The 17,587-nt window shown below is 51.1% G+C and carries 22 protein-coding genes; 10 read left to right on the top strand and 12 right to left on the bottom strand.

Annotated features, from left to right (window positions below):
• Positions 1 to 20 precede the first annotated feature (20 nt).
• On the bottom strand, positions 21 to 329 hold the full coding sequence (locus AAC01S_RS06255; protein ID WP_067620498.1) for a rhodanese-like domain-containing protein: 309 nt from the start codon (positions 327 to 329) through the stop codon (positions 21 to 23).
• Between the two features lie 763 nt (positions 330 to 1,092).
• Between AAC01S_RS06255 and AAC01S_RS06250 the strand changes: the two genes are divergently transcribed.
• Positions 1,093 to 2,784 (top strand): multicopper oxidase domain-containing protein, encoded by a 1,692-nt coding sequence (locus AAC01S_RS06250; protein WP_067620494.1) that lies wholly within the window; start codon positions 1,093 to 1,095, stop codon positions 2,782 to 2,784.
• A 193-nt stretch (positions 2,785 to 2,977) separates the two neighbouring features.
• Here AAC01S_RS06250 and AAC01S_RS06245 read toward each other — a convergent pair whose 3' ends face one another.
• Positions 2,978 to 3,373: a DUF302 domain-containing protein gene (locus AAC01S_RS06245; protein WP_067620491.1), complete on the bottom strand. Its 396-nt coding sequence runs from the start codon at positions 3,371 to 3,373 to the stop codon at positions 2,978 to 2,980.
• Between the two features lie 87 nt (positions 3,374 to 3,460).
• Positions 3,461 to 3,712, bottom strand: coding sequence for an SHOCT domain-containing protein (locus AAC01S_RS06240; RefSeq protein WP_245630101.1), 252 nt, complete (start codon positions 3,710 to 3,712; stop codon positions 3,461 to 3,463).
• Positions 3,713 to 3,785: 73 nt separating this feature from the next.
• Here AAC01S_RS06240 and AAC01S_RS06235 point away from each other — a divergent pair, with 73 nt between their 5' ends.
• Together AAC01S_RS06235 and AAC01S_RS06230 are read left to right on the top strand one after the other, a co-directional pair.
• A complete protein-coding gene (locus AAC01S_RS06235) occupies positions 3,786 to 5,261 on the top strand; it encodes a multicopper oxidase family protein (protein WP_067620488.1) in 1,476 nt (491 codons plus the stop codon).
• 332 nt (positions 5,262 to 5,593) lie between these two features.
• Positions 5,594 to 6,871, top strand: coding sequence for a type II restriction enzyme NmeDI-related protein (locus tag AAC01S_RS06230; RefSeq protein ID WP_174520827.1), 1,278 nt, complete (start codon positions 5,594 to 5,596; stop codon positions 6,869 to 6,871).
• Here AAC01S_RS06230 and lgt read toward each other — a convergent pair.
• The 3 genes from lgt to AAC01S_RS20200 all read right to left on the bottom strand — a co-directional run bounded on the left by lgt (position 6,784) and on the right by AAC01S_RS20200 (position 8,592).
• Positions 6,784 to 7,566 (bottom strand): prolipoprotein diacylglyceryl transferase, encoded by a 783-nt coding sequence (gene lgt, locus AAC01S_RS06225; RefSeq protein WP_083511573.1) that lies wholly within the window; start codon positions 7,564 to 7,566, stop codon positions 6,784 to 6,786. The two genes, AAC01S_RS06230 and lgt, sit on opposite strands and share 88 nt — an antisense overlap.
• A 136-nt stretch (positions 7,567 to 7,702) precedes the next feature.
• The gene (locus tag AAC01S_RS06220) at positions 7,703 to 8,350 is read right to left on the bottom strand and encodes a methyltransferase family protein (RefSeq protein WP_067620485.1); all 648 of its coding nucleotides are present in this window, start codon (positions 8,348 to 8,350) and stop codon (positions 7,703 to 7,705) included.
• Positions 8,351 to 8,463: 113 nt separating this feature from the next.
• Positions 8,464 to 8,592: a DUF2933 domain-containing protein gene (locus tag AAC01S_RS20200; RefSeq protein ID WP_169794019.1), complete on the bottom strand. Its 129-nt coding sequence runs from the start codon at positions 8,590 to 8,592 to the stop codon at positions 8,464 to 8,466.
• A gap of 221 nt (positions 8,593 to 8,813) precedes the next feature.
• Between AAC01S_RS20200 and istA the strand changes: the two genes are divergently transcribed.
• The 3 genes from istA to AAC01S_RS06205 are packed head-to-tail and all read left to right on the top strand — an operon-like array spanning position 8,814 to position 11,343.
• On the top strand, positions 8,814 to 10,265 hold the full coding sequence (gene istA, locus AAC01S_RS06215) for an IS21 family transposase (protein ID WP_067620584.1): 1,452 nt from the start codon (positions 8,814 to 8,816) through the stop codon (positions 10,263 to 10,265).
• Positions 10,265 to 11,023: an IS21-like element helper ATPase IstB gene (gene istB, locus AAC01S_RS06210; RefSeq protein WP_067620482.1), complete on the top strand. Its 759-nt coding sequence runs from the start codon at positions 10,265 to 10,267 to the stop codon at positions 11,021 to 11,023. Before istA ends, istB begins: the two co-directional genes overlap by 1 nt.
• 14 nt (positions 11,024 to 11,037) lie before the next feature.
• Positions 11,038 to 11,343, top strand: a complete 306-nt coding sequence (locus tag AAC01S_RS06205) for a hypothetical protein (RefSeq protein WP_067620480.1) — start codon at positions 11,038 to 11,040, stop codon at positions 11,341 to 11,343.
• A 498-nt stretch (positions 11,344 to 11,841) separates the two neighbouring features.
• Here the strand turns inward: AAC01S_RS06205 and AAC01S_RS20195 are convergent, their stop codons facing one another.
• Positions 11,842 to 12,096, bottom strand: coding sequence for a cation transporter (locus tag AAC01S_RS20195; protein WP_370670812.1), 255 nt, complete (start codon positions 12,094 to 12,096; stop codon positions 11,842 to 11,844).
• A 135-nt stretch (positions 12,097 to 12,231) separates the two neighbouring features.
• Between AAC01S_RS20195 and AAC01S_RS20060 the strand changes: the two genes are divergently transcribed.
• Positions 12,232 to 12,366: a hypothetical protein gene (locus AAC01S_RS20060; protein ID WP_281178114.1), complete on the top strand. Its 135-nt coding sequence runs from the start codon at positions 12,232 to 12,234 to the stop codon at positions 12,364 to 12,366.
• Between the two features lie 56 nt (positions 12,367 to 12,422).
• Here AAC01S_RS20060 and AAC01S_RS06190 read toward each other — a convergent pair whose 3' ends face one another.
• From AAC01S_RS06190 to AAC01S_RS06170, 5 genes are all read right to left on the bottom strand, one after another.
• On the bottom strand, positions 12,423 to 12,620 hold the full coding sequence (locus AAC01S_RS06190) for an SHOCT domain-containing protein (RefSeq protein WP_067620472.1): 198 nt from the start codon (positions 12,618 to 12,620) through the stop codon (positions 12,423 to 12,425).
• A gap of 89 nt (positions 12,621 to 12,709) precedes the next feature.
• On the bottom strand, positions 12,710 to 13,135 hold the full coding sequence (locus tag AAC01S_RS06185; protein WP_157071074.1) for a hypothetical protein: 426 nt from the start codon (positions 13,133 to 13,135) through the stop codon (positions 12,710 to 12,712).
• A gap of 40 nt (positions 13,136 to 13,175) precedes the next feature.
• Positions 13,176 to 13,499, bottom strand: coding sequence for a zinc ribbon domain-containing protein (locus tag AAC01S_RS06180; RefSeq protein ID WP_067620466.1), 324 nt, complete (start codon positions 13,497 to 13,499; stop codon positions 13,176 to 13,178).
• A gap of 95 nt (positions 13,500 to 13,594) precedes the next feature.
• On the bottom strand, positions 13,595 to 14,995 hold the full coding sequence (locus AAC01S_RS06175) for a sensor histidine kinase (protein ID WP_067620463.1): 1,401 nt from the start codon (positions 14,993 to 14,995) through the stop codon (positions 13,595 to 13,597).
• Entirely contained in the window at positions 14,992 to 15,678 is a 687-nt protein-coding gene (locus AAC01S_RS06170) for a response regulator transcription factor (RefSeq protein ID WP_306307170.1), read from the bottom strand. Before AAC01S_RS06170 ends, AAC01S_RS06175 begins: the two co-directional genes overlap by 4 nt.
• Before the next feature lie 455 nt (positions 15,679 to 16,133).
• On the opposite strand from AAC01S_RS06170, the gene AAC01S_RS06160 reads away from it, so the two are divergent.
• The 3 genes from AAC01S_RS06160 to AAC01S_RS06150 all read left to right on the top strand — a co-directional run bounded on the left by AAC01S_RS06160 (position 16,134) and on the right by AAC01S_RS06150 (position 17,559).
• Positions 16,134 to 16,367, top strand: a complete 234-nt coding sequence (locus AAC01S_RS06160; RefSeq protein ID WP_067620457.1) for an SHOCT domain-containing protein — start codon at positions 16,134 to 16,136, stop codon at positions 16,365 to 16,367.
• 139 nt (positions 16,368 to 16,506) lie between these two features.
• Positions 16,507 to 16,776, top strand: coding sequence for a DUF2933 domain-containing protein (locus tag AAC01S_RS06155; RefSeq protein ID WP_067620454.1), 270 nt, complete (start codon positions 16,507 to 16,509; stop codon positions 16,774 to 16,776).
• A 165-nt stretch (positions 16,777 to 16,941) separates the two neighbouring features.
• Positions 16,942 to 17,559: a class I SAM-dependent methyltransferase gene (locus tag AAC01S_RS06150; protein ID WP_067620451.1), complete on the top strand. Its 618-nt coding sequence runs from the start codon at positions 16,942 to 16,944 to the stop codon at positions 17,557 to 17,559.
• The last annotated feature ends 28 nt before the right edge of the window (positions 17,560 to 17,587 follow it).

The raw sequence follows: 17,587 nt of genomic DNA, 5'->3' as shown, positions 1-17,587 counted from the left end.
TCCTTTGCATAAATGGTTTCTTACTCAATGCCCCAGGACCAGGCGTTCATGCCACCCAGCATGTTCTTCACACGAGAGAAGCCGGCCAACATCAAGAATTCACACGCCCTGGCGCTGTGACCGCCGCTGCGGCAGACGACAACGGTATCCGTATTTGGATCGATTTCGTTCAACCGATTTGGAATCTGCCCGAGCGGAATATGTTTAGCACCCGGAATCTTACCGGTAGCCACTTCTCCCGGTTCACGTACGTCAATGATCTGTAGTTCATCACCCCGTTTCAGACGCTCGTACACGTCCAAGGGATGAATGTTCACCACGTTCCCCATCGATTCATCTCCACAGCACATACTATACGGGGTATATACCGTACGGGGTACACAATACAACGACATAAAGTTCGTTGTCAACACCTTTCGCCCTGTGGTTTGTGAACAACATTAAAAGACCCACACATGGCCATGATGGTATATGGAAGTGCCTGCACATGTCTAAACCAAGCCTGATCTCAAGGAGGCTGATTCGTTTCCGATGCTCTCCCTCTCGTCTCAAGTTACACCGAACTCGCTGGTTTATGTCCGTAATTCACACGCCATATCCCGAGCGAGTAGATTGGGCAAAATGGAGACTGTCCATAAGGGTATGTGTCCAAAGACCTGCCCACTTTCGCTATGATGACCTTCTGGCGACAGGGTTTTGTTTGCGCTTCAATAAATTCAGAAAGGCACCATATGGCGGCATTTGAAGCACGTATTGCAGTTTTATCGGCAGTGTCATCAATGCTGAGACATGCGACGCTGTGACATGACAACGACACTTCCATTCAATTCGCCCACACCATTGTCGGTACATCTCTTTCTTTCCCTGTTGCTCCTCACAGTATGGTTAGTATAAACTCACGATATGAGTTTGGTTGAACTAACTCATCTTTTTATGACACAATGTTAATTGTTTTAGTCAACATTCGAGGTGACCATTGTGAACCACTGGGAACTCCTTATTATCGGCTTAATTGCAGGCGGGACAATATTCATTGGATTGCCTCTAGGTCGGATACGTGGGCTCTCCAATAATGTACGTTCAGCTTTAAGCATGCTTGCTGCCGGAATTCTGATCTATCTCCTTATTGAAATTTTAGGAGATGCCGCTGGACAGACCTCTGCAAGCATTCAAGCTGCGACAGCGGGAAGTGGATCGGCCGATATTGCGATTCTGTTGATCATCCTCCTCATCGGTGGCTTTTTTATAGGCTTCATCAGCTTAGTGGCAATTCAACAAAAGTGGATCACGCAGGCTGCTGAGCTCGGGGCGAAGCGCTTATCGTGGATGATTGCCGTTGGCATTGGTCTTCATAATCTGAGTGAGGGATTGGCGATTGGACAATCTTTCGCCGCCGGAAAGGCGGGACTCGCCATCGGACTCGTTATCGGGTTTACTCTCCATAACGCTACAGAAGGGTTCGGCATTGTGGGCCCTGCCGTGCGTGAGGGTCGCAAAGTCCCATGGAAGACCATTCTGCTCCTTGGATTGGTTGGGGGAGGTCCGACGTTTGTTGGTACACTCTTAGGCAGCCTTTGGACCTCAACCGCACTCTCCGTGTTCGTTCTAGCCATGGCCGGCGGAGCCATTCTCTACGTCGTAAAGGAGCTTTTCTTGGGGGTTCGCCGGGAAACGGCTCAGCAGTTTGTTATGACAGCACTCGTTTTGGGATTTGGCATTGGCTGGGGTACGGAAACGATTACAGCCGTTGCCCAAGCGGGTAGAGACACAAGTTCGGGTCAAAATATAATTCGAGAAGCAGACGGGGACGTGATCTCCAGAAGCGACGCATCGGCTCCACAGCCGCATATCTCTAAACAGGAGGCGGCAGAGCAAGACCAAATCGTCAGTGATATGTTGCATGAAAAAGCGATGGTCCCCAAGATTCTCCCGGATGGCACAAAGGAATTCGATTTGACGGCTTCAACGCTCCCGTGGCAGCTCTACCCTGGCCAAGTGATTCAGGCATGGGGCTACAACAACCAGGTCCCCGGACCGCTCATTCGTCTCAAAGTCGGAGATAAAGTTGCCATTGTACTAAAGAACGAGCTGCCACAGCCGACAACAATGCATCTACATGGGTTGGCAGTACCGAATGACATGGATGGTGTGCCTGAAATCACAATGGACGGTATGACGGAAGGCACGCAAAAACCCATTCAGACTGGGAGCAGCTTTACGTATCGTTTTACCGTGACGCCGCAGATGATCGGGACGCACCTGTATCACACTCATGTCAACGATGATTTTCAGATGGACATGGGGTTGCACGGGGTATTGATTGTCGATCCAGCGTCGACTTCCGTTCAGCCTCACTACGATGTCGATGCGCTTTACGAATTGGCGAGTTTCAAAGTCGATGGCAGCGAATCAGAAAATGTGTTCACGATGGACGGTAAAGCCTATCCCGAGACGCCAGTGCTCAATGTCAAGAAGGGTCAGCGAGTCCTGATTCGTCTCGTGAACGCAAGCGCCGAAGAATTTCACGTGATGCATTTGCACGGATACACGTTCGCTATCGTGGCACGGGACGGTAATCCATTGTCGACACCCGAATACGCAAATACAGTCACGCTGGGCCCGTCTCAAACAGCAGACATTGCGTTTACGGCAAACAATCCCGGTCAATGGATGTTCCATTGCCACATCCTGGACCATACAGAGAATCCGAGTGCTGCTGGGGATGGTTCAGCGACACACATGGCGGATATGGGTGGACTTATGACCTTTATCAACGTGAATTGAGACCGGAATCCCAATTACGGGTAAGCCACATCAGTGCTGAAGATTGACCTGTAATCCAAAACGCCCCTCGGAACCTCCGAGGGGCATTCAACATGTTCATTGAAAATCAAGGTCTCGCCACGATACATGAACGGAGTAGTACAGAGGGTCGAGCCTAGAACTCTTTGGGAACCCTCCCGTAGGTCACGGTCACTCACCGAGCCGCCTCGTCAACAGCCTCTTTTAGCGTCGCCTCTACTCGCTCGGCCGTTGCCATGAGACTCTCGTCTCCAATCACACCCATCAGCACCGTCGGCTTCGGCAGACCAATGACCGTCTTTCCTTCGTTCTCGTAGACCACTACTTTGCACGGGAGGAAATACCCCACCATTGGGTTTTGGGTAAGCACCTGCTTGGCTTCGTGCGGGTTACAGACCTCGAGTACCCGATACGGGTTGTCGAAATCGACACCCTTCTCCTTCAGCTTAGACGGGATATCCATCTGCCACAAAACGCCGAACTTTCTCTCTTTGAGTGCCGCCTCCAACGCCTGAACAGCCTCATCTAGGCTTTTTGTTGTGCTTGCACTGTACTGAAAATCGTACGCCATTCTCCCCACACACTCCTTTGGTATAAATTTAGCCGAGTGGGATGTTGCGAAATCCCTCCACACGTCCCTCCCGAAACAGCCGACGAGTCAATCCTGTAAGTCTCGTAGACGCTGCAAGTATTCCTCCCGTTCGATTTCTCCACGGGCGTATCGTTCTTTTAACACACGCACCGCAGGGTCCTGCGACAGTCTGTCATCATGCTTGTGGCTTGTCCTGCTTACAACACGAACAACCGCCCAGGCTATAAGAAGGGCTCCGACGATGACGACCAGCGCCGATAAAATCCAATAAAGGCTCATGAAGCCGGATCCCATCATGCCCATACCACTCATCATCATGGTTTGGCACCTCCAATCACCTGCCCATAGTTTAACGCACCCTATGGCATAATAATCCTCAAGAGGAGTCAACGTGGACGATAAACTGATTACTCGACGTGAATTTCTAATGGCCCTGGGCGGCCTCGTATTGATTGGACTCGGAGGTTACCCGTTTATTCGACCTTTTTTGCCTGGCACAGTGGCTCCCTGGGTATTGCCTCAAAAACCCACCGTCCCGTGGAACGGCTCCGTAAAGACCTTTATGTTTAATGTTACAAGGGGAAATGTTTCGCTCGGGGACGGCCGTCAGTTCAGCGGATACCTCATCAACGGTCAATTTCCTGGTCCCACAATTCGTGTTCGTGAAGGTGATAAGGTCCGGATCACCGTCAACAATCATCTCGACCAACCGACCACACTCCATTGGCACGGCGTGAACGTCTCGTCTCCCATTGACGGTGTACCTGGGATCTCGCAGGACCCCATCAAACCTGGCCAGTCCTTTACATACGAGTTTGTCGCTGGCCCTTCTGGAACTCGTTGGTATCATTCTCACGTGTTCGAAATGGATCAGGTTCCAAACGGATTATTCGGGGCGCTTATCATTGAGCCAGCAAATGGACGTGAACCTTACCCTGCAAGCCGTGAAGCCACCCTCGTCTTCTCCTCATGGGGATACCAGGCAAATCCGGGATTTGATTATGGAATGCAGACGAGTGGTGGAATGGGTCAGATGATGATGGGGGGCGGAAACATGGTGTCCTCCAGCCAGGGATTGATTCACCTGATCAACGGAGATGTCCCAAGCTCACTACAACCCATTACAGTTCGACCCGGAGAAAAAGTGCGTCTTAGACTCATCAATGCCAGCGCTTCTGAATCCTACTGGCTGACGCTTGATACCGGCCATTTTCTAATCACCCACGCAGACGGCAATCCGCTAGACAGCCCCGTTCCAGCAAGCGACTTGTACATAGCTCCGGCCGAACGATATGACATTTTGGTCACACCGCCGCAGTCAGGAAAGTGGTTTTTGCGGTCGAAAATTAGCGGCCAAGAATCCGTCCAAGTTCCTTTTTCAACGGATGGTTCAGTGAGGGCAGTCCCTTCGTCAGCACCTTCCTGGTCCTATTCCAATTTGGCCGCCGGGATTGGTTCTTTGCCAAGAGCGGATCAGCACTTTTCATTGACACTGAGCGGCGGAATGATGATGGGGTCAAACTGGACCATAAACGGGGCCTCCTACCCGAACACAACCCCTCTTCGTGTGAAAACGGGGGATCGGGTACGTATTGAGATGCAAAACATGAGCATGATGGAACATCCGATGCATCTGCACGGGCACTCGTTCGAAATCACCAGCTTCAACGGAAAACCACTGTCACGACCCTTGGTGAAAGATGTGGTCAACCTGCGGCCAATGGAGCGCTGTACTATTGATTTTTTGGCGAACAATCCAGGGAACTGGTTCTTCCACTGTCATAATTTGCAGCACATGCGGAATGGACTCGCTACGGTTATCGAATATGTGGACTACCCACTCCCTCACGTTGATAAATGGATGTAAGCGAAAAAGAGACCGAAGCGCAAGCAATTGGACATCGGGCGATATTTTCCTATCAAGGTTGCCTGTGTGACGTGTACGCCTCAGCCGCTTGTGGCACGTCAAACACCATAGATATCCATCGCCGTACCGTCGACCACAAACGAGGAGTTCGACATTTAAGATGGAATACTAAGTTAGTAACGTCCATTCCGTTCCCCGTCGTAGCGAGGTACAAACTTGGAGGGGCACCATGACGACAGAGATTTTTCTGAAAATCTGTCTATCATACTTGGTTCCTCAACAGCGAGGATAGATTAAAGGCTTTTCGTACTATCAAACGTGGACTTGTCGACGTGATCTCTGACATCGAACAGCGTACCTTCGGCACAGATTTCAAAGGGTCCAGCCTCGAAGTGGTCGTCACGGCAATCTCTGAGCAGATGCAAGTGTTCGAAGGCGCAGCGCATGCATTCTTCTGGAAACCGAAATTGCGAATCCCTGACATCTACGAGAATGATGCAAACCAATTGGCGTTCGGAAGGTTCTTGAAGGCATGTCTACAAGCGTCCAATGAGACGCAGGTGATCGAAGAGATTCTGAAGCTTGACCAATTGCAAATCAAAGGACTCGGCCCTGCCGTCGCCAACATCTTATACTTTCTGCACCCGACTCTTTTTCCACCGTTTAATACCGCCATCGCTAATGGCTTTAACACGCGGTTCCATGACAAAATCAAGCTTGGATCGTGGTCGGCCTATCTCGACATGCGAGAGAAGATTATAGAGTTAAACAATGAGCACCGAAACCAACTTTCCAAAGACCTGGGCGCAATAGCCGGTTTGCTATTCGAAATAGGTACGGGAAGAATCGTAATTGCGGAGAACGCTGAACAGATAGCGGAGGAGGGCGAAAAACGCACGAAAACCATACGAAAACGCCATGAGGAAGTATTGGAGGATCTGCAAGAGGAAAATGAACACAGCGAGATGCAGTACCATTTAGCCCGATTAGGGCGCTCCCTTGGGTATCAAGTCTGGATTGCCAGGAACGATCATAGCCGAGAGTTTGGCGGACAAAAACTCGGTGAGTTCTCCTTACGGCACCTGCACATCCACGGTGTCCCGAACGAAGTCCTCAATACGATTTCTCTGATTGACGTGATGTGGCTCAATGAGGACGGGCAGGTCGTCTGTGCCTTCGAAGTGGAAAAAAGCACTTCGATATATTCGGGTATTCTTCGGTTGCATGATCTATCACTGTCACTTGCTCCTCACTTCTGTAAACTGTTTCTTGTGGCCCCGAAGAAAAGGGAGAAGGAAATCCAAGCTCAACTCCTCAGGCCCTCGATCCGGCAAAATAAGTCGTTACAAATTTCGTACATCCTGTTTCCTGACTTAAGGTGCGATTGCGACGCTATGTGCAAATACGGTAGTAAACATGTCCGTCCTGGACAAAATAGCCAAGGCCATTTGATGATATTTCGGTCGAATAGGCAAGCACCTGTACGAAACGGGGTACACTGCAAGACTGATCGTCTATGCAGTTACCCCATTTCAATGGTTCGCTGTCCGCTTACGAGCCAGAACATCAACAGGCCGCACATTATAATGACAGCTACACTCGTCCACTGAGCTGCTGTCCAGTCGAATAGATATCTCGGACTATCACCACGCAAGAATTCCAAGCCAAATCTTACCGCCGCATAGAGGACGTTATACGTCAGGAACAATGTCCCTTTCGGCATGCGTCTGCGAGACAAGGCAAACAGTACAGCGAAAATAACCATATCCGCTTGGCTTTCCCAAACCTCCGCCGGCCAAAGTGGCTGGTTACCGTACGTCTGATACGCCAGCGTTCCAGGAGGGTACACCAGACCAAAACTTGCTCCGGTCGGCGATCCAAACGCATCGCCATTGAGTAAACAGGCGATTCGACCGATTCCCTGACCTAAGATGATCGCAGGTGCCAACGTGTCCGCCAACTCCCAAAACGGCAGATGGTGACGACGGCTGTACCAAATCCCAGCCAGGATCCCTCCGATGATCCCACCTTGTATCGACAGACCACCTTGCCAAATGGCGATGATTTCCACCGGGTGTGCTAAGTAGTAGCTTGGTTCAAAAAAGAATACCTGCCAGAACCGTGCCCCAATGATCGCCGCAATGACCACCGTGTACACGAGTGGCACGATGTGCTCTTCGAATTTCTTTGCCGTAAACCGTGCCAACGTGATCGCAACTTGTGCCCCAAGGAAAATGGCCAGCAGGACTACCAGACCATAAGCTCTCACCATGAAATGACCGAACTGAAACAAAATCGGATGCAATGAATTCCCCTCCCGTCACTCATGAACCTTACCTATTGGGATGAGCTCTCTCTCCGAACATGACAAACAAGAAGTATGCTGTGCCAACAATAATCACGAGCCACGACAACGCTTCGACCACACGTGCTGTATCCAATTAAAACACCTCGTTCACCCGAATCAATCTTGGTACGAATCGAGGAACCCGGTTCATGTACAAAAGGTACTCATCACTAAAGGTCTCAATCATGACCTGCTCTTCTTTTTTCGCCAGCTTTGTATACATCACCAGCAACATCGGAGCCATGATGAGCGTAATGAGCGTCGGCCATTGAATGAGGAACCCGACGATCATCAGCATAAAACCGCTATACTGAGGGTGTCGTACAAGACGGTATATGCCGCCTGTCACTAACCGGCCGCCTCCCGCATGTATGCGACGCCACCCGACTGCGATAAGGAGTAATCCTGCGAAAATCAAAAGGTTACTCAAAAGGTGCAAGATAGTGAATAGAATCGGTGAACCGCCTAGCAAAGCGACCAACAGATGACTGTTGTAGTGAGAGAATGGGTCGAGCACCGGATACCTCTTGCCTAAAACAGAAGTCAGAATGTATATGGTGAGCGGAAACCCAAACATCTCGCTAAATAAGGCGACAAGAAACGCCCAAAACACTCCCAGAGTGCGCCAATCCCTTTTCGTCTGCGGCTTGAATGCCGAGTAGGTGAATAAGGCGAAAACAACGACATCGAAAATGACCGCAGTCCACAACCCATACTCATCCTGACCCACGCCATGTACCATATGGACCACCCTCCGTGGACGACTCGTTTACTCGTCAATGATGATGGTGTGCAGGTTGATTTGTATCCGTTGATGGCTTCATGAGCTGAAACGCCGGGTGATGCGTTTGATCTTCACCGGCCCCATTTCGTGAGATGACCCGTAATGGGTTCATGTTGCTTTCCATGCATGCCCCGCATCATGAACAGGTGCATCAAAGGGCAGAGAAGAACCGCTCCGATCAGCAAGATCGTTTGCCACATGGCAAAGGAGCCTCCTTTCTGTTTACATTCCATTGTGATGGTGCTCCTGATGCACGGACGGCGCAGCGGATTGCACCAGGGTTGGAATGTGTTTGATAACGTAAAAGTTGACCACGTGGAGGTTCCTTGATAACTGAAAAGTTGACCACCCCGTCATCCATATCCTGTACGCTAGAGTTGTCCGAAGACTCTGGGTACAGGGGGGAAGGAATGTGTACGGGATGGTCGATAAAGAGTTTATCAGAAAGCGGCACTTTGTGGACGGTTGGTCGATCCACGAACTGAGTAAGAAATGCAAGATATCCCGGCAGTCGGTGAGAAAGATGCTGGAGGATGTGGAAGTACCGAAGTACCGACTGACGAAACCTCGTCCTCGTCGAGCCATGGAACGATGGATTCCGGTGATTGAGGCGTGGATTCAGGAGGAGGAGCACTTCCCTAAAAAGCAACACTATGTATCCTCCCGAATCTACGAACGTCTTCAGGAAGAGTATGGTGAGGAGTTCACCGCCGCCGAGTCTACGGTTCGCTATTGGGTTCGCCGTATCCGAAACCGCCCAAAGGAAGCTTTCGTCCCCTTAGCAGCAGATGCCGGCGAGCTGGCTGAAGCAGACTTTGGCCGAGTCGTTGTTAGGATCAAGGGCAAAGAAACCGATGTGCACATGTTTGTGATTCGGCTACGCAACTCCGGCGTGATTTTTGCGCACGCCTTCTCCACCGAAAAGATCGAAGCTTTTCTGGAAGGCCATCGCTTGGCATTTGAATGGTTCGGCGGAGTTCCTCACGATGTTCGGTACGATAACCCCAAAACCGCCGTCACGAAGATTCTCGCCGGTCCAATGCGGGACGAGCATAGCCTGCTTTCCAGCCTTCGTGCGCACTACCTGTTTGATAGTGACTTCTGTCGACCTGGTGAACCGCACGAGAAAGGTGGTGTAGAACATGGTGTCGGTTTTGTTCGCCGTCACGTCTGCGTTCCGGTGCCGGATGTCCCGGATTTGGCGACATTCAACGCCATGCTGCTTGCCTGGTGCGAAAAGGAACGCAACAAGCGTTGGACAAAGTGGGAACAGGAACGCTCTGCACTGCGGCCACTTCCGGTTCATCCCCATCTTTGCGTCACCACTCGCCCGGTGGTCGTAAACAAACTGTGCCTGGTGAGCTTCGATCATAACCGCTACTCCGTACCCAGCATCTATGTGGGCAAGACGCTTACACTGCGATCACACGCCGAGGAGATTGAATTGCTGGACCGGGGGCGAGTCGTCGCCACACACATTCGCTGCCATGAGCGAAAGCAGACATTTTTACAACTCGAGCATTACCTCCCTGTCCTTGCTTACAAACCTCATGCTGCAACGCATGCGGCCGTTGTCCGGCAGTTGCCGGAGGTATACCAACGGATCCGGGTGCGGATGACAAACAGCCGGCCAGATGGTTACAAGGACTTTGTGGCCATTCTCCTGCTGCACCAAACCTTTGCAGCCAAAGACATTCTGAATGCGATCAGTGAGATTGGCCCAGACGTAGTAACCGCCGAACAGATTCGCAAGCACCTGTTTCAATCCGAAGCTTCGCCGGCAATGCAGGTTCCTGATGAACTCAAGATGTACCGGTTGGCAAGACAGAACCCTGCTCGCTACGACTCCTTGGTGAAGGGGGTGATTCATTGATGACAGCCGACGTGCATGCCGCTATGGTTGACATCTACTGCAAGGAACTCAAGATGCCTGGGCTACGCAGGGCGTATGAGTCGTTGGCTCGGGATGCTGCAACAAATGGGCAGTCCATGGTACAGTATTTGGCCGCATGTTTGGCGGAGGAAATGGAGTCCCGCAAACAGAGTCGTCTACAAACGTATACAAGCCAGGCCCGGTTCCCGGCATACAAGACACTCGAGGAGTTCGACTTCACCGCCATCCCTACATTACCAAAGCAACGGGTTCTGCATCTAGCAGAAGGCGAGTTCATTCGCAGCAAAGAGAACGTGATTTGCATGGGCGCCAGCGGGACCGGTAAGACCCATGTGATGATTGCAATTGGGCTGTCCGCCATTGCCGCTGGATACAGGGTTCGCTTCGTCACTGTGATGCAACTCGTACAGGAACTGCTGCAGGCCGAATCCGAGTACCGCCTGCCTCGATACTTGCGGTCATGGGACAAGTACGACCTTGTATGTCTGGATGAACTCGGATACGTATCCCTTGCCCAGGGCGGACCGCTTCTGTTCCAGTTCTGCGCCGACCGATACGAAAAAGGCAGTCTCCTGGTGACGACGAATTTGGAGTTTGCACAGTGGACAGAGGTTTTTCATGACGCCACATTGACGACAGCGCTGCTTGACCGACTCACCCACCACTCACACATTCTTCTCTTTGAGGGTGAATCCTACCGATTCCGTGAAAGCCAGAAACGTTTGCAACATACCTGAATGGAGGAGACCTTATGAAGACCATTGAAGGAATCCTGCGATACGATCCGCTTGATACAGAGAGCTGGTGCTTCGATATGGGCTACCAATCCATTCCCACCAATACAGGCATGGCAGTCCAAATCCTCGTTGACGGCCGGTTTCTGAGTGGGAGACTTCTTGAAACAGTAAACGGTGGGATGATTGTACGCTTGGTTGGCAGTAGAAAGGACAGACAGTGGAGCTATGTGCTGGAGCCACACCGGCGCTATTCCGCCAAGATGGCAGAGGAGACGGTGGAACGGATTTTGGACGAGCTTCGCTTACTAGACCTGCTCTGAAGATACTTTGGAGATAACTTCATTGTCTCAATGCTGGCTGTGCAAGAGGGTTCCTTCCAACTGATGAGCCCCACAGCCAGATTTCTTTACCTGAGGTGGTCAACTTTTCGATTAGCAACCTGGTCAACTTTTCGATTGACAAACACATTGGAACGGATGTCGCGATAATCACCAGAGAAACGACGGACGAGATAAAATACACCCAAGCCACAGCTTTGTTGTTCGTCCTCTTCCGCCAAGCGACAAAGAGCATTCCTATCGATACGACGACCGACACAACCAAGAGCCCGATTCGAATGGGTATCGGCATCGTGAATAGCCCCGCTCCGACCGCACCAAGCCCCAGAGCAATCAGCAACATATGTACCCAGTGGTGGGACGAAGCGACGATCGCAATCAGAATAGAACCGATTGAACTGCCTATCGCCTTTTCTGACGCTCTTGACCTACTCGCACCATGATGATAATGACTTGAACGAGACAAACTTCCCTCGCCGTTCATTCAGCAAGCCCTCCCTGAATGCGTCCCAATTTACGAAGGCTCTTTTCGCAAAGATTGTTGCTAAAGAGAGATAGAGTCGTAGAAATACGACATAGAACCGGCATGTGGTACGATGTGGTTGATCGAAGGGCCGTAGTGCCATTCAGTACAACACGTGCCCGTTCCGAAGCAAGATTCACGTTCACCTCTCGGACACCGGGTAACTTGGCGACATTTTTCTCAATCCGAGCTGCACAGGAAGCACAAGTCATCGCTTCTACGGGTAGCATCAATTCCGTAAACCCAGCCATATTGCCACCTCCTGAGTGGGGTGCACGAGCCGGCTAGTCTGCTTCACCAGTCGGCCCGTGCCACTAAATTCAGTGACCGTGAGGATGCTGATGTTCGTGGCAGCACTCTTTTTCATGGACTGCTTGCTTCAACTGAGAGGACTCGTTCGGCTGCCCCTGTGTATGGTCGTGGCAGCATTCGTGCTGCTGATGGCGTTCCTGATTCTGTTTATAAGCATGCTTGTGTTTTGATCCGCAGCACGCCATTTGGGCTCACCTCCTTCACAACTTCTCGGGGCCGGGCCTTGTTACGAAGACAGTACCTTGGCGAGCTTCTCGTACTCCTCCAGGGTGATCTCACCCTTCGCCAACCGCTGTTTTAAGAGTTCCAGCGGTGTGTCCTGCGAGGTCTTGGTCACCGGCTCCTGCGGTTGTTGCGGCTGTTGGCCGTATGGATACGGATTGCCGTATCCGTACCAAGAGCGTCCTCCTCCACAGCACCCCATGTGCCTCACCTCCCTTCATATTCCAATTTAAATAACATTTGTATGAACTTCTAGTCTGCATCTGGTCCAAAAGGACTACTTCGAGGACTTCAGTCGCTTTTCACGATGATTTTAGCCCAGGAAGGTGCAATCTTTTCGACGGTCACTGACTCATTCGGTCGTAGGCACCGATGTCGGCTCATGTTGTGCGTATCAATCACCGTGATTTGCGTGTGATCCGACAGTGTAACTACATCGTGGCAATGGCTCAGTCCCTGCGAATCGGGTGTGCAATCGGTGTCTGTTTTCACGATCCCAGTTGAAACTTGTGGTACCTGGCCTTGAATCACTTGAACTAAACGCTGCCGATTCGCACCATTGTTTTGCCAATCCACTTCTCCGACTTGAGCTTGCACTTGGCTATTGAACGTTGCCAAACTTTGAGCGGATCTGGTCCTTGTTTGTTGAAAGACCAACAGCGCTACCGATAAGGTCACTAGCAGTCCGCCGCCGATCACGTACATAGTTCTCTGCATGACACCACCCTAATCCCCGGATATCTTTGCAGGTTAGAAGCTAGGAATGGTTCACTTTCTCTCCGACACTTACGAGTTGAGCACCGCAGTTCGGGCAGATCTTCCAATCCGCCTTTACATGATGGCGACATACTGGACACTGATGTCTCATGAAGGTGCGGGCAACCGTTGAAACACCCCAACTGCTAAGAGACATCACCAACACGAACAAAATGATAAAGACCGCCCATGGAACGAGCATCGCCCAAGCCATCATCCAACCCATGTTCCACCATACCGGTCCCATGCCGGTACTGGCGGCGAAAAGAAGGAGGAGACCGATGGTGACCAGTGTCCCAGCGACGAACCAATCTTTGTGTTTCAACTGGTCCATCTCCCCTCACCGTCTTCACCCCTTACGGTAAAAGAAGTGTGTGAAGAAAGTGTGGGGAACTTGAGAACAAAATGTGACACAGCCGACTAGCCCTGTGGTGCGTCCGACCCATGCAGTGGAATCCGAACAGTGATTGTCGTACCCACGTTTTCTGCACTTTCGGCCTGCACAGTGCCACCGTGGGCCTCCACAATTTGTTTCACGATGGACAGTCCGAGTCCCGTACCACCACCTACCCTGGAACGAGATTTCTCCACTCGATAAAGTCGATCCCAGATGTGTGGTAAGTCCTTCGCAGGGATGCCAACACCAGTATCGGAAACCTTCACTTCGGCCCAGTCAGCGAGCCTTATCAGGCTTACTTCAATTCGCCCACGGGGTGGGGTATAACGGATAGCGTTATCGATGAGATTCACGAGAACCTGTTCCAGGCGAGCCGAGTCCGCATCAATTCGTGGCAATGGAGAAACGGATACTTGAATTTCAATCTCCTTATCTTCCGCTTTCTTGCGCATTCGATCTACAACGGAGTAAACCACATCCTCAAGTTGTATGGGCTGTTTTACAATCTTCAACATTCCTGCGTCTGATTGTGCCAAGGTGAAGAGGTCATTTATCAGACCTTCAAGGCGTATGGATTCGTCATGAATAATCCGAAGATAATCCTCCTTCTCTTTCGGCGACTGAACCAGCCCTTCTGCGAGAACTTGACTGTAACCACGAATGTAGCTCATCGGGGTTCGAAGTTCATGCGAAACATCAGCGAGAAATTGCTTTCGAGATGTCTCTAAATGCTGGAGGTTTGCTGCAAGCTCGTTAATGGCTTCACCAAGCTTTCCGACTTCATCGTCGCCAGTGATCTCAACTTTTGAGCTGTAATCGCCTCGGCTCATCTCCCTTGCTACCGCCGCCAATTGCCGAAGCGGCCCCGCAATTCGGTTCGACAAAATCACGGTAAGCCCCAGAGCAACAAGGATGCCTCCAACACCAACCAGCAGTAGGAGCCACTCCACATGGTGAAATGCAGTCTCGACGATCCCCTCAGGCCGGAAAAGGACCACGGCTCCCGTAATCTTGCCCGTACTACCTATCGGAACCGCCGCCATGATGCCACTGTTTCCAAATAAGCTGCTGTAACCTCCGTGCAGTTCACTCTGACCGCTGAGTGCCGTTCGAATCGTTGAGCTGTCTGATGCATCTGGCTTTCCGAGATGAAGCGATGGGGAGGCTGTGATGATGTTCCCATCTGTACCCACCATCACAAGAGATGTGTCGGATGTCGTACACAACATCTGCATCATCATGGTGCCACCCATGGACGACATGTTGGCATACTGCTGTCCCTGGACAATGAGTTCCAATCCCGACTGCTGATAAAAAGCATTTCGCAACAACTGTCCAAGTGCAATGTATTGGACAATGGATACCACAAGCATGAGACCCATGATGGCTAACCCGATTCTGACGGCGAGGTTCTTCCTTATCACGATTCCACCTCGAATTTATACCCAATACCCCAGACCGTTTTCACGGGGCTGGGCTCAAGTCCCGCATCCCGGAGTTTTTCCCGAATGTTTTTCACATGACTGTCCACGGTCCGTGTTTCCCCTTCGTAATCGTTGGACCAAATTCGTTCGAGTATCTCTTCTCTTGAGAACGTTCTTCCAGGGTGACGAGCAAGAAGCAGCATCAACTCAAATTCTTTCGGCGTGAGTGAGATATGCTTAGTGCCTGCCACCACGGTTCGCCTCGTCATATCAATCACCAAACCGATGTTGTCAAATCTCAATTCACTTGTCTCGTCCAAATGAGCCCGGCGAATCAAGGCTTGCACTCTTGCCACCAGCTCTCTTCCGTCAAACGGTTTCGTCAGGTAATCGTCAGCCCCCTGAGACAACCCAGACACCTTGTCCTCTATGGAGGTTCTTGCCGTGAGCATGAGGACGGGGATCTCCGGATCCTTATCTCGAATCCGAGCGCATGTCTCAAAGCCGTCCATCCCCGGCATCATGATGTCCAAAATGACCACATGCGGTCGGGATCGGTCGATAGCGTGGAGTGCATCCATCCCATCCACAGCCTCCTCCACGGAATACCCCGCACTTTGGAGATATATCCGAATGAGGTTCCGCATTTGGGCTTCGTCGTCCACGATTAGGACCTTTTTCACATAGATACCCCCTTGTCTTGAAATGTGCAGCTCCGTATCTCGTTAGCAAATTCGTCACATCATCTGCATACTTTCTCCACACTTACGACCTATAACAAAGTCGAAGAAAGAAATCTCATTACAGAAAGGTTGGTGTGTCACATGTTGAAGAAAGTTCTCTGGACGTTACCCGTGCTCGCAGTCGGCATGGTAATTGGAGGTGTCACATTACCGAATGTCTTCGCCTCCACTACAACACCGACGAACACCCCGCCTGCACAGGCTCAACAGATGATGCAACAGGCACTGAACACACCCCAAGGTCAAGCGATGATCCAAGCGTGTAGCAACTTCATGAGCCAATTCGGGCAGGCTCAGAAATGAGTAAATTTGGTTTCGGCGGGGTTGAGGATTTCCTCGACCCCGTTCTCATCATTACCCACAGATCAGCCTCTCTCAATCAGGAGTGAGCAGTCATGATGTATGGCCTTTCTGGAATTGGCATGTTCGGAGGATGGCTGACCATGCTGGTATGGATTGTCATCCTCGTAGCTGTTATCTATTTGGTAATTTTCCTTCTTGACAGGATCACGAAAAAATCCGACTCCTCAAGGTTGGACGCTGAGCAAATATTGCGGGAGCGGTATGCTCGAGGCGAGATCGATACCGAAACTTTTGAAGAAATGAAGGAGCACCTGAAACGGCAGTGAACGTTCCTCAGTTCCCCTTTTTCAAGGTAGCACACGTTACGAGCCTGAAAATGGTGTTTTGAGACTATCTGGTTCCATACTTTCTTCACAATTTGCTGGTATTGAAGGTTGTGAAGACATGTGACGAGGAGAGATGTCGATGTTGCAAACCATTGGAACCGTCGTTGCGTTACTGGCATGTCCCCTAATGATGGCTTTCATGATGAAAGGCATGCACGGGGGACACGACGGAAATTCCATGCAGGGTGCACCGAAACGGAAATTCAACTCCAAAGAGGAAGAGATGGCGGATTTACGAGTTCGGCTCGAGGAGTTACAGATGCAGTACGACCGCCTCGCCAAGGAAATACAAGCAGACTCCGCATCTCATCATAATTCTGATCATTACAGACAGGCACACAGCAACTGAATGGCTCAAGGGGGGGCCGTTGGTGCCTCCCTTGACCCGTTATGTCGCCTATTGGGACAAACGTCGACCGCAAGACAATGGAAACAGTGGGTCATTTTTATGTTACGCTCCAAGAGGAGCACGGTGGCGAATGCTGAAGTCAAGGTTAAGGGCGGGTGACCAAAGTTGACCAGCATTACGGAGAAAATCAGACGCCGATATGATCGAATTGCCCCCTTGTTCGACAAGATGGATCGAATGGTGGATGACAAGTACCGGGCGGAATTGATCGGCCGTGTGCACGGTGAAGTCCTTGAAGTGGGAGTTGGAACTGGCGCCAACCTCAAATTCTACCCTGAGAATGTGAACGTCACCGCCATTGACTTCAGTCCCCGCATGTTGTCGTACGCACAAAAGCGTGCCAAAGAATGCCGTGCGAAGGTACGGCTAGTGCAAATGGATGTGCAACACCTACAGTTCGACGACAACACATTTGATTTCGTAGTGTCAACCTGCGTGTTCTGCTCTGTCCCCGATCCCGTTGCCGGGCTTCTGGAAATCCGTCGGGTTCTGAAGCCTGAGGGACGCCTTCTCATGATTGAACACATGCTGAGCGACCACTTCCCCATTGCTATCGCCCTTCATCTGCTCAATCCCCTCATCGTCCGGATAACAGGGGCGAATGTCAACCGCAGAACAATGGACAACCTCCGGATGGCGGGATTTTCGATTCAGGATATGCGCTTCATTGGCTTCGTCGATGTGTTTCGCCTCATTGTGGCCGCCCCCAACAGATCCCCATAGCGCTGGAGGATAGTCATGTTGGCTTGCC

The sequence above is a fragment of the Alicyclobacillus acidiphilus NBRC 100859 genome (assembly GCF_001544355.1).
GTDB classification, from domain to species: Bacteria; Bacillota; Bacilli; order Alicyclobacillales; family Alicyclobacillaceae; genus Alicyclobacillus; species Alicyclobacillus acidiphilus.
This window is presented reverse-complemented; position numbering and strand designations above follow the sequence as displayed.